The 13636-nt window shown below is 50.4% G+C and carries 14 protein-coding genes and 1 tRNA gene; 10 read left to right on the top strand and 5 right to left on the bottom strand.

Annotation, left to right across the window (positions count from 1 at the left end; all coding sequences use genetic code 11):
* The first annotated feature begins 35 nt into the window (after positions 1-35).
* From ICV32_RS01895 to ICV32_RS01905, 3 genes are all read left to right on the top strand, one after another.
* Positions 36-917, top strand: a complete 882-nt coding sequence (locus tag ICV32_RS01895) for a hypothetical protein (protein WP_215371470.1) — start codon at positions 36-38, stop codon at positions 915-917.
* A 212-nt stretch (positions 918-1129) separates the two neighbouring features.
* Entirely contained in the window at positions 1130-1942 is an 813-nt protein-coding gene (locus ICV32_RS01900) for a hypothetical protein (protein WP_215371471.1), read from the top strand.
* Positions 1943-1973: 31 nt separating this feature from the next.
* On the top strand, positions 1974-2207 hold the full coding sequence (locus tag ICV32_RS01905; RefSeq protein WP_215371473.1) for a hypothetical protein: 234 nt from the start codon (positions 1974-1976) through the stop codon (positions 2205-2207).
* A gap of 49 nt (positions 2208-2256) precedes the next feature.
* On the opposite strand, the gene ICV32_RS01910 is transcribed toward ICV32_RS01905, so the two are convergent.
* The 3 genes from ICV32_RS01910 to tsaE all read right to left on the bottom strand — a co-directional run bounded on the left by ICV32_RS01910 (position 2257) and on the right by tsaE (position 4447).
* Positions 2257-2332, bottom strand: a tRNA-Lys gene (locus ICV32_RS01910).
* Between the two features lie 178 nt (positions 2333-2510).
* Entirely contained in the window at positions 2511-3893 is a 1383-nt protein-coding gene (locus ICV32_RS01915; RefSeq protein WP_215371474.1) for an N-acetylmuramoyl-L-alanine amidase, read from the bottom strand.
* Positions 3894-3901: 8 nt separating this feature from the next.
* Positions 3902-4447, bottom strand: a complete 546-nt coding sequence (gene tsaE / locus ICV32_RS01920; RefSeq protein ID WP_215371476.1) for a tRNA (adenosine(37)-N6)-threonylcarbamoyltransferase complex ATPase subunit type 1 TsaE — start codon at positions 4445-4447, stop codon at positions 3902-3904.
* Positions 4448-4493: 46 nt separating this feature from the next.
* Here tsaE and queG point away from each other — a divergent pair, with 46 nt between their 5' ends.
* The 5 genes from queG to ICV32_RS01945 are packed head-to-tail and all read left to right on the top strand — an operon-like array spanning position 4494 to position 7593.
* Positions 4494-5702 carry a tRNA epoxyqueuosine(34) reductase QueG gene (gene queG, locus ICV32_RS01925; protein ID WP_215371478.1) on the top strand — a complete coding sequence of 403 codons (1209 nt, stop codon included), beginning with the start codon at positions 4494-4496 and terminating at the stop codon, positions 5700-5702.
* Positions 5703-5719: 17 nt separating this feature from the next.
* On the top strand, positions 5720-6583 hold the full coding sequence (locus ICV32_RS01930; RefSeq protein ID WP_251371898.1) for an AzlC family ABC transporter permease: 864 nt from the start codon (positions 5720-5722) through the stop codon (positions 6581-6583).
* On the top strand, positions 6580-6963 hold the full coding sequence (locus ICV32_RS01935) for an AzlD domain-containing protein (RefSeq protein ID WP_215371480.1): 384 nt from the start codon (positions 6580-6582) through the stop codon (positions 6961-6963). The genes ICV32_RS01930 and ICV32_RS01935 overlap by 4 nt, the downstream gene beginning before the upstream one ends.
* Before the next feature lie 44 nt (positions 6964-7007).
* Entirely contained in the window at positions 7008-7199 is a 192-nt protein-coding gene (locus ICV32_RS01940) for a type II toxin-antitoxin system HicA family toxin (RefSeq protein ID WP_215371482.1), read from the top strand.
* A 1-nt stretch (position 7200) separates the two neighbouring features.
* A complete protein-coding gene (locus ICV32_RS01945) occupies positions 7201-7593 on the top strand; it encodes a type II toxin-antitoxin system HicB family antitoxin (protein ID WP_215371483.1) in 393 nt (130 codons plus the stop codon).
* A 24-nt stretch (positions 7594-7617) separates the two neighbouring features.
* On the opposite strand, the gene ICV32_RS01950 is transcribed toward ICV32_RS01945, so the two are convergent.
* Positions 7618-10686, bottom strand: coding sequence for an FAD-binding and (Fe-S)-binding domain-containing protein (locus tag ICV32_RS01950; RefSeq protein WP_215371485.1), 3069 nt, complete (start codon positions 10684-10686; stop codon positions 7618-7620).
* Positions 10687-10808: 122 nt separating this feature from the next.
* Between ICV32_RS01950 and ICV32_RS01955 the strand changes: the two genes are divergently transcribed.
* Both ICV32_RS01955 and ICV32_RS01960 read left to right on the top strand, forming a co-directional pair.
* Complete coding sequence (locus ICV32_RS01955; RefSeq protein ID WP_215371487.1) at positions 10809-11225, top strand: heme-binding protein; 417 nt, start codon at positions 10809-10811, stop codon at positions 11223-11225.
* 85 nt (positions 11226-11310) lie between these two features.
* Positions 11311-12657, top strand: coding sequence for a DEAD/DEAH box helicase (locus ICV32_RS01960; RefSeq protein ID WP_251371958.1), 1347 nt, complete (start codon positions 11311-11313; stop codon positions 12655-12657).
* On the opposite strand, the gene gluQRS is transcribed toward ICV32_RS01960, so the two are convergent.
* A complete protein-coding gene (gene gluQRS, locus ICV32_RS01965) occupies positions 12658-13620 on the bottom strand; it encodes a tRNA glutamyl-Q(34) synthetase GluQRS (protein WP_251371899.1) in 963 nt (320 codons plus the stop codon).
* Positions 13621-13636: the final 16 nt, after the last annotated feature.

The following is a 13636-nucleotide window of genomic DNA, read 5'->3' on the forward strand; positions in this document are numbered from 1 at the left end:
TCATGGTGAGAACTCACTTTTGATAGGAGTTTTATATGAGTACATTAATGAATCCCCAAACCGGTCCAAAAACGGAAGAGGGCAAACGAGTCTCAAGCAAAAATGCCCAAAAAGCAGCGATTTTTACTCAAGGCTATTTACCCAGCGAGGACATTTCTGCAAAGCAAGCGCAGTTTGAGGCCTTGGCAGAGCAATGGGGCGCTCAGGACCCATCGCGTTTAATGTTCTTGCGAACCATTGAGCAAGCCTACTTGGGCATCGAGCGGCAAATGCTCGCTGAGCGCAATATCATCGAAGGCGCGATGCAATCCTTGGATATGGCCCAAGCCTTTGCAAAGGCAGCGGGTATGAACCCGCTTTTAGCGATGAATATGCCCAGCTGGTATTTTGCCGAAGATGCCGACGAAACCAAAGGGTTTGCAGTCCAGGTTCACATGGCGTATTGCGAACTCAAGCACCTGCAAAAGCATTTTTCGGATCAATTGGCCGCACAAATCGCTTCACAATATCCCCAAGCCTACGCCTACATTATGGAGGGTCAACGCCAAAATACCTCTTTTTTGGCAGTGTTGGGTCAGCGCTACCGACTCGCCACTCCGGGTTTGAATTTGGGTGCTGCTGTCTCCGAAATTGCGGAGAAGTATCGCGACCATTTGATTTGGGCGCAAGACCCCGAGCGCTATGAAATGATTATTGCCGGGTTACGAAGCGCTAAGGTCCGTGAACTAATTGATTGGGATAAGAGTAATCGCTATGCGGTGAGTCTACAAAATCGTCTTTTGAAGGGCTTTCAGGGCTTGGCGCTCATGGATCAGCACGAGCAATTATCCAAAACGCTGACACTACCCCAAGTGACAAAATCGGCGCAGAATGTTCAAACAGTGATGGAGGGTGAGGGCGCCGCGGAATCATCGTAATGAATGATTCGGGTTGATGCGTGGATAAGGCATTTTGCAAAACGAAATGCCTTGTCAATTGATCTGCGGTATAAGTTGCGATTGACCCAAAGTACCGAGTGCGAATAACAGTCTCTAAATTTTTGTAAAATTCAAAAGTTCCTTAATTGCTTAAAGCTAATTAATATTAGCCTCTTTTCGCTTGAAATGAATGTTATTAATAATTGAATGAAATGGCACCTTTAATAAAACTATCGACTCTATTTTTTCTTTGGGCCATTAGCGCGTCGATAGTGATGGCCCAAGCGCCTAAAGATCTCAATACTAATTTTGAGTATGAGCTCAAGCTCAGTGTGGACGCGAGTAAGCGCGCCGCCTACCTCAAAAAAATGAACGAGCAACCGAGTCCCTATGAGAAGGTCTTCACCGTCCTCTCTGGCAGTGTGCAGGTAGCCAATATCGTTGATCAAGTGAAATTTACGGGCGGCACCTATCAAATTACCTCGGTGGGGAATCTGATTGCGGGGATGTCGACTGCTCTGGGCGGCCAGCGCTTGGTACGCGAATCCCAGGGCAGCGTCAGTCCCTCGGGCCTCGTGTCCTTGGTATATCAGGAAAAGCGTGGCAATACGGATCTGCTGATTAGTCGCTATGAACCCCCTAAAAAAACCATTACCTTTTATAAGGGCTCGTTTCGCAGTCCCACCGGTAGCACTCCTTTGGAAGGATCATTAATTGATTTAGTGAGTGTGGGCTATCAATTTATCGATCGAGCGCTACCGACGAAGCCCGTGACTTATCAGGTGAGTGATGCGCGCTCCGTGAAGCGCTACACCTTGGTGCCTGCCGAAGTGTGGGAGTTCCCGATCGATGGGAAAAAAATCAAGGCCCAACGCTTTTATAAAACCACCTCCAAAGACGATACGGCAACGTTTGAGATTTGGTTTTCGCAAGGGCGCAATCTGCCGATTCGTTCGGTGATTGGTTTGTCCGACCAATATGGCGCAACGATTCAGGTGGATCTCAAAAAAATACCAGCGCTCTAGGTGAACTAGGATTAGTGAGAGTCAAGCGACCATGGACCATCGAACCTTTCGAATCCTGATTGCCGTGCTACTTATTGTTTTTGTGGTGGTAACGCTCACATTTCAGAGTATTTGTGCGCCTGACAAAAACCCGGTCTCGGCAGCGGTGAGTTCCTATGTGGACAAAACCTTTACCGAACCCGCACCCCAGCGGGTTGATCCCCTCAGTTACGATGGCGTGAAAAAAGTAGTTGTGCGCTGGGTATCCCAGTACTGTACGCGCTAAGTCATAATTCGTTCCAAACGAAATGGACATCGGACATACCTTTTGACGATGGTGGGTCGGGCGAGACTCGAACTCGCGACCAACGGATTAAAAGTCCGCTGCTCTACCGACTGAGCTACCGACCCAGTGTGGTGTTGCTAGATTCAATACTGAATAAGCAAGGAATTTGCCAAATGAGAACACTGCATGAAAACCGCTTTAATTCATTACTTTGGCAAAACCAAGATTATAGCAAGATGTGAAAAGGCTATCTGACCCTTTAATTCCGCCATGTAACTTACCTTCACCAATGCCCAGTTCTCCTTAGCCGCGCCTGGCCACCGGCGGGTTCTTGGCAAAGTAATCCTTGATCCCCGCCAAAATTGCCTCCGCAATCCGCTCCTGATAGTTCTCATCATTGAGCTTTTTTTCTTCTTGGGGATTGCTAATAAACGCGGTCTCGATCAGGATCGAGGGAATGTCGGGGGCTTTTAAGACCGCAAAGCCGGCTTGCTCGACTTGGTTCTTATGCAGTGGCGCAAAGTTACCAATATTGCGAAGCACCGAGTTGCCCACCTGCAAAGAATCGTTGATCTGCGCAGTGGTTGACATATCAAGGAGTAAATGCGCGACTTGCTTATCTTTGGTTTTAATGTTGATGCCACCAATCAGATCCGAGGCATTTTCTTTATTCGCCATCCAGCGGGCAGCGGAGCTCGTCGCCCCTTGTTGCGAAAGGGCAAATACTGAGGCCCCCTTGGCATGCGGCTGAATAAACGCATCCGCATGAATGGAAATAAATAAATCAGCCTCCACTTGCCGTGCTTTAAAGACGCGGCGGTGCAGGGGCACAAAGTAATCACCATCGCGGGTTAAAAAGGGCCGCATCGAGTCTTCTTGATCGATTTTGTTCTTTAGGCGCTTGGCAATCGAAAGAACGATGTTTTTCTCGTGCGACCCTCGCACACCAATCGCCCCAGGATCTTCGCCCCCGTGACCGGGGTCAAGCGCCACGGTAATTAAGCGCTTAAATGGAATGCGCTGGGTGTTAGCAGTGGTGGCGCTGGGTGTGCTTTGTGGACTTTGTTGAGCGGTACTGGGACCACTCTTTTTACTGGGGGTAGCATCTTTCTTGGCAAAGGCCGCAATCGGATCTTCTTCCGTAGCCATCCCTTTTGGATTTTTCGCCTGTTCTTCTGCCAGTAACTTCTCTTTTCTGGCCGACTCTTTGACAAGTTGCATGAGCGGATCGGGCGGGTTGGTGGGGTAGAGATCAAAGATCAAGCGGTATTGATACTCGGCAATAGGTTCTAGGGTAAAGAGCTGGGGCTTGACTGCTTCTTTGAGATCAAATACGAGTCGTACCACGGTCGGTTGAAATTGCCCCACCCGAATTTGCGCCACATAGGGATCATTGGGTTTGACCTTCGCGACTAAGTCTTTGAGGGTAGGATTGAGTTCTAAGCCATCAATGTCAACGACCAGTCGATCAGGACCTGTGAGTAGTTGATGAGAAATGGGCAGCGACTTATCCGACTCTAAAGTAATGCGCGTGTAGTCCTCCGAGGGCCAGATCCGCACCCCTAAGAGTTTGGCGCCACTATTCGCTTGGACCAGTTCACTCTCAGTCAGTAAGAGGTAAAGCGCACCCAGTGAGCCCATCGATTGCAGGCCTTGTGAGATGACCTGGCGACGTTTGGGGTTCATGGATTGATTCATGAATCAGCGTTGAGCGATTGAAGGACGGCTTCACCCTTTGAGCTTTGTGCAGCAATCGCTACCGTTCTCGCCAGTTCCGATTCAGTCTCATGGGGATGAATCAGGGTGATCGCCAGATCCATGGTGGGAAGCGTGTGTTCGGCTTTCTCTGGCCACTCAATGATGCACAACGTCGGATACTCGGAATGCGTGAAGTGCTCTAAGAGACCAGCGTCGACCCATTCGGCTGGGCTTTGCATGCGGTAGAGATCAAAGTGAAAGACGTGGAGTGCTTGATTGGGCAAATCCAAAATGTGCTCTTCACACAGGCTATAGGTCGGACTTTTGACTTTCCCCCCATAGCCCATCGCTTGAAGGAGGTAACGGGTGGCGGTGGTTTTGCCCGCTCCCAGATCCCCATGAAGACTCATAAAGAGTGATTGAGGTTTTTCAGAGGTAGAGGCATAAAACCCGAGGATTGCATTGGCGAGCATTTGTACTGCCTTTGCAGTAGTCTTCTCATCTTTACAATGGATCGTATGGTTTATTGCCAAGCGCGTCATGACCTCGTGCGTTCACTCTCATTTAGGGATGGATTCTAAATTGCCCATGCATTCTCACGCATTTTCGCAAGAATTGCACACCCACTGGGGAGCGTTGCGCGCATGGCTCAATACCCGTGCCAAGGAGTTGGGCTTTTTGCAAGTGCGCATTACCGATACCGATGTCAGTCATGCCCACCCTCATTTAGTAGAGTGGTTAGAGGAGGGTCGTCATGGCCAGATGGCCTATATGGAGCGCCATAAGGATCTGCGTTCCGACCCCAGTCGCTTAGAGCCAGGCGCAATTCGTAGCATTTGCCTCACCATGCCGTATTTAAGTGAGCGAAGTAAGTTTCATGAGCAGCATGAGCCGCATGAGATAGGCGTGTCTTCAGTCGAGCAAATCCTTCAGTGTGAAGAGAAGCGTCTCTTGGAGAGTGATCAAGCGGTGATTTCACTCTATGCCAGAGGGCGGGACTATCACAAGGTGATTCGCTCGCGCTTACAAAGCTTAGCTATGGAGCTGGAAGAAAAACTACAAGCGGCGTTCAGTGGATTGAGTCATTCCTTGGAATACCGCGTCTTTACCGATTCTGCACCGCTCATGGAAGTGGAGTTGGCCCGCAAAGCTGGCTTGGGCTGGCGGGGCAAGCACACTTTGCTTTTGAACCGCGACTCCGGGTCGTTTTTCTTCTTAGGCGAAATCCTCGTCAATATCCCGCTGCCCATCGATGCGCCAGTGGAGGCGCATTGTGGCTCGTGCCAAGCGTGTATGGATATTTGCCCCACAAAGGCGATTGTTGCCCCCTATCAACTCGATGCGCGGCGTTGTATTTCGTATTTAACAATTGAGCATCACGACGCAATTCCAGTGGAGTTTCGTAGTGCCATAGGAAATCGCGTTTATGGCTGCGATGATTGCCAACTCGTATGCCCTTGGAATAAATACGCCCAGCTCTCGACCGTTCCAGACTTTGCAGAACGTCATCACTTGGGAAGCGCCTCATTACTGGAGCTCTGGAGCTGGAGCGAGGCGCAATTTATGGAGCGCCATGCGGGTAGCGCCATTTTGCGAATTGGCTATGAGCGCTGGCGACGCAACCTGGCGGTAGCTCTGGGTAACGCCTTGGCATCGAACCTCGATGATGAAGTAAAGAGAGAGATCATTTGTCACTTACAAGACGCGTTACCGAGCGCGAGTCCCTTGGTCGCCGAGCACATCACTTGGGCGCTGAGTCAAGATAGCTCACAAGGTACCGAACGGTTGGACCGCTAAAATAGCGTTGATTCATCATGAGCACTTCACCCACCGACCCAAATGATTTACTAGCGAAACGCGCTGAGCACACAGGCGATCGTATTGCCACCGAAATGGATCCGCTTGAGTCGCATCAGTCAGAGATTGATGCATCGACCGATTCAGTAGCGACCTCACGCTTTACCAGCACGCACGATGCCTTTTGGAGTGGGGTGCGGGATGGCCGTGGAGCGCCAGCGATGGTGCTTTTTGCCGGAATGGTGGGCTTTGGGGCGATGGGGCGCACCAATGGCTTTGATCTGTGGTTTACCACGGCAACGAGCTTTTTAATGTTTGCACTGCCAGGCCAGATTGTGATGCTCGAGATGATTTTGGTGGGTGCCTCATCACTCACCATTGCGCTGGCGACCACGCTCACCGCCACCCGCTTTGTGACTATGACCGCGACCCTCTTTCCGATGCTCCATGAGCGCGATCGCAATAAGGCGCTCTATGCCAAAGTGCACCTTTTAGCGATGACCGCGTGGGCGGTTTCTTTGAAAGAATTCCAAACGATTGAATCTAAACATCGCCTAAGTTACTTTGTGGGGCTTGGGATCTTGTGCTGGTTGATTTCAGTACCGGGAACGATTGTGGGATTTTTAATTGCGGGTTCAGTGCCGATGCCCATTACTTTGGGCCTCATCTTTATTAATCCCCTTTTTTTCTTACTTACCTTTACTGAGATTAAGGTGAGTGGCTATCGCTTAGCCATTCTTCTTGGCAGCATTGCCGGTCCCATCTGTTATTTACTCGATCGCGATACAAGCCTACTCACCGCGGGACTGATTGGCGGTACGTTGGCCTACTGGATTGATCGGCGCTGGATTCGGCGCTATGACCGAAAGGCGTCCTCATGAGTGTGACAGCATCTCTAGCCCAAAACCTCGATACCGCCTTTGCGATTCAACAGGGGTGGGGCGCATGGCTTGCACTCTTAGCCGCGTCTCTTGGAACCTATGTCTGCCGCGCAGTGGGAGTAATGCTCTCGGGGCAAGTGAGTCAAGATAGCGAGTTCTTTCGCTGGCTCTCGGCGGTGACCTATGCGATGGTGGCAGCACTCACCATTCGCTTGATATTTTTGCCCATTGGACTTTTGGCCACCGTACCGCTCTACCTGCGGATTCTCGTGTGCGTAATGGCTTTGGGGGTGATGCTTTCCAATCCCAATCGGCGTTTGGTGCCGGCATTGCTCACCGGTACTTTATTGATGGTCACAATCGGGGTGATTTGGAAGTAAAGACCCCAGGTATTTTGTGTGTATAATGTGTATAAAATACACGAATGTCCAGTAAACAACTCATCCAACTTTTATTACGCGATGGTTGGAGGTTAAGGAGCTCAAAAGGTTCTCATCATGTTTTTGTTCATGCGACGAAGTTAGGACATATTTGTGTGCCACACCCAAAAAAAGATTTAGGAATTGGGCTGGTTCAGAAATTGTTAAAACAAGCTGGAATAAATAAAGGTGGGTAATATGAAATATCCAATTGCCATTGAGATCGGTAGTCTAAAAAAATCGTGGGGCGTTGTGGTACCCGATCTACCGGGTTGCTTTTCTGCTGCTGATTCTGGAATTGATGAGGCGATCGAGAATGCAAAAGAAGCGATTGAGCTATGGATTGAAGTCGCGCTTGAGAAGGGAATGGAAGTTCCAAAACCAAGCTTAATTACTGATCTTCAGAAAAAAAAGGAATTTAAGGGTTGGATTTGGGCAGTTGCTGAGATCGATCCTGCTTTACTATCCGACGAGATTGAACGTATTAACATTACGTTACCGAAGAGAGTGCTTAGCCGATTAGATGCAAAAGCCAAGAAAGCGGGCGAGACTCGCTCAGGATTTATTGCGCACTTGGCTCTGTGCGCATGAGTTTTAGCTAGCATGAACTAGTTTTTAGCTTACTAGATGCTGTTCTAGAACCTTCGCAATATGCACAGCCTCGCGGCTTGCTCCATCGGCAATTTGGTGACGACAGCTCGTACCATCCGCAACCACGATTGCATTGGATTCCTTGCGAATGCGTGGTAATAAACTGAGTTCCGCCATTTGTTTGGAAGCCTCGATATGCTCCACCTCATACCCGAAGCTGCCTGCCATGCCACAGCACGAGGATTCAATTAGTTGGGGGTTGGCATTCGGAATCAGTTTCAGTAATTCAAGGGCGGGGCTTACTGCCGCAAAGGCTTTTTGATGGCAATGGCCATGCACCAGAATTGGCTGAGCGGACTCCTTGAAGTTCGGCACAAACCGATTGGCTTTGTGTTCGCTGGCTAAAAACTCTTCAAGGAGTTGGGCGTGCTTACTCACGACTTGCGCAGGCTCACCTAGGCCCATCGTGAGCGCTTCATCGCGTAAGGTAAATAAGCACGAGGGCTCTAGACCCACAATTGCTATCCCTTCTTTTGCATAGGGTGCTAGATGATTAACTAGAGCCGAGAGTCGGGTTTTCGCTTCGTCGACCATGCCAGAGGCTAAGTAGGTTCGACCACAACAAAATGGTTGTTGTTTACCTTTATCTTTTGCAGGTTGCGCCACATGAACCGCGTAGCCTGACTTTTGTAACACAGCAAGCGCCGCGTGAAGATTCTCATTCTCAAAATAGGCGTTAAAGGTATCGGCAAAGAGCACGACGCGCTTGTCATGCTTGGTGAGTTCCTCGGGGGTTGCAAATGGCAGGGGTGCTTGATTCCAAAAATGCTTGCTTTTCCAGACCGGCAAGGAGCGCTGAGCACTAATTCCGGTGAACCACTCCTGGATCTTGGCGAAGAGCGGGATGTGATTACGTAGATTCATGAGCGCAGGCAAAGCAGGAATGCGTGCAATCACTGGTGCGTAGTTGGGCAGGTGGGCGACCAAGCGATCACGCAGGGTATGACCAAAGCACTCTTTGTATTGCGCCAAATACTCAATCTTCATTTTAGCCATATCCACGCCCGTGGGGCACTCGCGTTTGCAGCCTTTGCAACTCACGCACAAATCCATCACCTCTTTCACTGCTTGGGTGGCGAGTGGCAAATGGGCGGGGGGTATATCACTCGTGTGACTAATTTGTCCTGAGATGGCAAGCCGCAAGGTGTTGGCACGACCGCGGGTGAGATCTTTTTCATTGCGGGTGATGCGATAACTTGGGCACATCACATCGGCATCAAATTTACGGCAATGCCCATTGTTATTGCACATCTCAATCGCTTTGGCTAAACCCTGCGCAGGATCGCCACCGGTGCCCGCTGCAGTAACCGCTTCGGTCACGGGATTGTTTTGGACATTCCAGGCGGACCAATCGAGCTTTGGTTGAACATTAATGACCTGATAGGAAGGCGGATAGCGAAAGTACGCACTGTCATCCATTTTGGGGGGATTGACAATCTTGCCGGGATTGAGAAGCCCATTGGGGTCAAACCGTGTTTTGATTTTGGCAAGTGCCTCGGTAATCTTGGGACCAAATTGCCAGCTGATCCACTCGCCACGGCACAGACCATCGCCATGCTCGCCACTAAAGGCGCCTTTGTACTTACGGACAAGCTCAGCGGCTTCTTCGGCAATCGCGCGCATTTTGAGCGCCCCATCGCGGCGCATATCTAGAATCGGGCGTACGTGTAACGTGCCGACAGACGCATGGGCATACCAAGTGCCGCGTGTGCCATGCTTACGAAAGACCTCGGTCAAGACTTGGGTGTACTCGGCTAGGTACTCAAGTGGTACAGCGCAATCCTCAATAAAGCTCACGGGTTTGCCATCACCCTTTAGGCTCATCATGATGTTAAGTCCCGCCTTGCGCACTTCCCATAAGTTTTTTTGCATGGCGGCGTCGGGCATCATCACGACTGATCCAGGTAGACCCAAATCGCTCATGAGCGCATCGAGGTCTTGGAGTTTTTGTAAAAGCGGTGCATGCTCATCACCGCTAAACTCGACGAGCAAAATCGCATCAACGGTTTTGGCGTTGGCGTCTACGAGCGCCGTCTCAATCGTTTTGCGAAACGCAGGGTTGTTACGCGAAAGATCGATCATGGTGCGATCAACGAGCTCCACCGCCGTGGGTCCTAATTTCACGATGTGCTGCGCGCTATCCATCGCTTGATAAAAACTCGCAAAGTTCACGACTCCTAAGACCTTGTGCTTGGGTAGACGCGAAAGTTGGAGCGTTAAGGATTTGAAGTAGGCGAGGGTGCCTTCACTGCCCACTAATAGATGGGCGAGATTGACACTGTTATCCAAGGTGTAGGGCAGCTCGCTTTGGGGATGAAAGACATCTAAGTTATAACCTGCGACTCGGCGCATCACTTTGGGCCAATGTGCGTCAATCTCGGGCTTGAGATCATCGACCAAGTGTTTGACAAAGTCACCCAAGACTTTGGCACGGCCTGTGCTCTTGGAATATGCCCCAAAGCTAGCGAGCTCACCATTAGCCAGCCAGGCGTTAATCCCCAAAACGTTATGCACCATATTGCCATACGCAATCGAGCGACTACCACACGAGTTATTGCCTGCCATGCCGCCAATGGTGGCCTGTGCAGCGGTCGAGACATCCACCGGATACCAAAGCCCATGGGATTTGAGGTGAGTATTGAGATGGTCAAGCACCATGCCGGGCTCAACCTCCACCGTAGCATGATCTGGATCAGTGAGATCGAAAGAGAGGATTTTACGAAAGTGTTTGCTGTTATCAATCACGAGTGCGGCGCCCGTGGTCTGTCCGCATTGACTGGTGCCGCCACCGCGGGGCAGAACAGGAATGCCGGACTCGTTTGCAACCCCAAGAGCCACTTCAATATCGTGTGCCGATTTAGGAACAAGAACTGCTACCGGGAATTGTTGGTAGATCGATGCATCGGTCGCATAGCGCCCGCGACTTGCACCATCAACCAAAACCTCGCCTTCAACGTGCTGTTGGAGTTTGGTGGAAATCTCGGGTGGCAGGCTGCTTAAGGTAAAGCTAGGATCGGGTGCAATTGTGGTCATGAATCAAACAAATTTAAATCAATAAACAATTGATTGTATTGATTTGGGGCTAAATTCGGGGAGGACCCTAATCCATGGCAGAATGACCCTAAAGAAACTACTCATATATCAAGGAGACCACTATGCTTGCCAATAAACCCTATTTGCGCCAAGTCGATGTGCAAAAAATTTTAGATGCCGCTAATGCCCATGCCGAAAAACACAACTGGGCGGTCACGATCGCCGTGTGTGATGATGGCGGCCATTTGTTGGGACTGATTCGACGCGATGGGTGCGCTCCAGTTTCTTCTTATATTGCTCAAGACAAGGCACGCTCATCTGCAATGGGTAAACGTGAGAGTAAGGTGTATGAGGACATCATCAATAACGGCCGAACCGCTTTTGCGACCGTCCCTCACATTAAGGGTATGCTCGAAGGTGGGGTCAATATTGATTTAGATGGTCATACGATCGGTGCGGTAGGCGTTTCTGGTGTCAAGTCCGCCGACGATGCAGGGATCGCTCGAGCCGGCATTGCGGCAATTTTGCCAAAATCCTAATGTAAATCACGCGAACCCCAGACCCAGGGGCTTAACCCTGTAAAATCAAGGGGTGCCTACAAAAACCGATCCAAACCTACCTGATCTGGGTAGTGAGCCCAGCGCTAATTTTGCTGATTTCCAATTAGATCCCAAGATCCTCAAAGCAGTTGAGGAGCAGGGCTATACCCAGGCAACTCCAATTCAGGCTAAGGCGATTCCAGTCGTCCTAGAAGGTCGGGATGTGATGGGCGCAGCCCAAACGGGAACTGGTAAGACCGCCGCCTTTACCCTGCCGATTATTCAGAAGCTCTTGCCTCAGGCCAACACGAGTACCTCACCCGCACGCCACCCCATTCGGGCCTTAATTTTGACCCCGACCCGGGAGTTAAGTGATCAGGTGGCTGATAACGCAAGCCTTTATGCCAAATTCACTGATTTGCGTACAGCCGTTGTATTTGGAGGTGTTGACATCAAACCCCAGACGGCGTTGCTGCGATCGGGGGTGGAGATTTTGATTGCAACCCCCGGGCGTCTACTCGACCACATCACCAGTAAAACGGCCGATCTATCGCAAGTGCAACTCTTGGTATTGGATGAAGCCGATCGCATGCTGGATATGGGCTTCTTGCCTGACCTGCAACGGATCATCAATTTGATTCCTGCACAACGTCAGACCTTATTGTTCTCTGCCACCTTTTCTCCAGAGATTAAGAGGCTCGCACAAACCTACTTACGTAACCCCGTGACCATTGAAGTGGCTCGGCAAAATGCCGCCGCCGATACGGTCAATCAAGTAGTGCACTTGGTGCCCTCCGAACATAAGCGCTCAGCCATCGTTGCGATTTTGCAGAATCGTACGAAGGCCGGATTAAGTCGCCAGTGCATCATCTTTACCAATAGCCGAATGGGATGTGCTCGGTTAGCGACTGCATTGGAGCGCGATGGTATCAAAGCAGCTGCGATTCATGGGGATAAAAGCCAAACCGAGCGAATGGCAACCTTGGAAGCGTTTAAGACCGGTGCAATCGATGCTTTGGTGGCTACCGACGTTGCGGCACGTGGCTTAGATATTGCGGATATGCCATGCGTGATTAATCATGAACTCCCTTTTAACGCTGAAGACTTCATTCATCGGATTGGGCGTACTGGGCGTGCGGGAAGCAAAGGTGATGCAATTGCCTTAGTTGACGATAGTGAAAAGCGTTTGCTCGAGGATATTGAGAAGCTTATGAAGCGCAAGCTGACGATTGCGCGATTACCAACCAGTGAGCGTGAGAGTAAAAGCAGTGGTTCCAAATCAATTGCAGCGGACCCATTTTTCTACATGCCTTATGAGCCTGGGCAAACCGCGGCAGCACCAAAGCAAGAACCAACGAGTGCATCGATTAAGCCAAGTGCCAATCAAAAAAAGCCAGTGCTTGGGGCACTTTTGGGCGGTACTAAAAAGTAACTAAATGATGTGGCGCTCCCGCCACTCTTGAACCTTAAGGTTTAACCATTGCGTAATACTCCCACCAATCGGATCATTTTGTAATCCCAAGTGATTTGCCGCACGGCAGAGGCTGGCTCGAACCGACTCCGAGTGAGCAATATCAACTGCAGTCGCTTTTGTTTGTTTACTGAGTTTCTCGCCAGCATCATTGGTCACGAGTGGCAAATGCAAATAACTCGGGGTTTGATAACCCAAGCAGTGCTGTAAATGGATTTGCCGTGCGGTGTTGCTGAGTAAATCTTCGCCTCGCACGATATGCGTGATCTCTTGTAAATGATCATCGACCACTACCGCTAACTGATAGGTGAAGAGTTCGTCGGCCCGGCGTAGCACAAAGTCACCCACTTGCGTATTAAGATCTTGGGTTTGCTTACCTAAATCTTGATCCGTAAAGCTGATCTGGCACTCGTGTGGTAAGCGAATGCGCAAGGCATGATTTTGAATCGATACCTTTCGTTCTCGACACGTCCCCGGGTAAATCAATTCTTGATTAGGCTTAATCGGAACACCTTCCTTTTGTAAGACCTCTTCAATTTGCTTGCGGGAGCATTGACAGCCATAGATGCGATCGATCGTGATGAGTTGTTCTAGAGCGTTTTGATAGTGAGTTGTCCGTTGAGATTGCCAGACCGGTGCCTCGTCCCATTCCAAACCACACGCTTGCAGTTGATCCAAGATCAACCGATCGGCCCCAGGTACTGTTCTGGGGGCATCCACATCTTCGATGCGAACCAGCCATGTTCCATCATGCGCTCTGGCATCGAGCCAACTGCCTAAAGCGGTCGCCAGTGAGCCAAGGTGAAGGGGTCCCGTAGGTGATGGGGCAAAGCGCCCCCGGTAGGGCCTCTTACTCGCAGGGCCTTCCTCTGACCTAGTGCCTTGATTGAATTGGGGATTTAAAGAGCGGGTCATGGGGCTCATGATTTGGGGGTGCGCA

Origin of the sequence: Polynucleobacter sp. MWH-UH24A (assembly GCF_018687475.1) — a bacterium.
Taxonomy (GTDB): domain Bacteria; phylum Pseudomonadota; class Gammaproteobacteria; order Burkholderiales; family Burkholderiaceae; genus Polynucleobacter.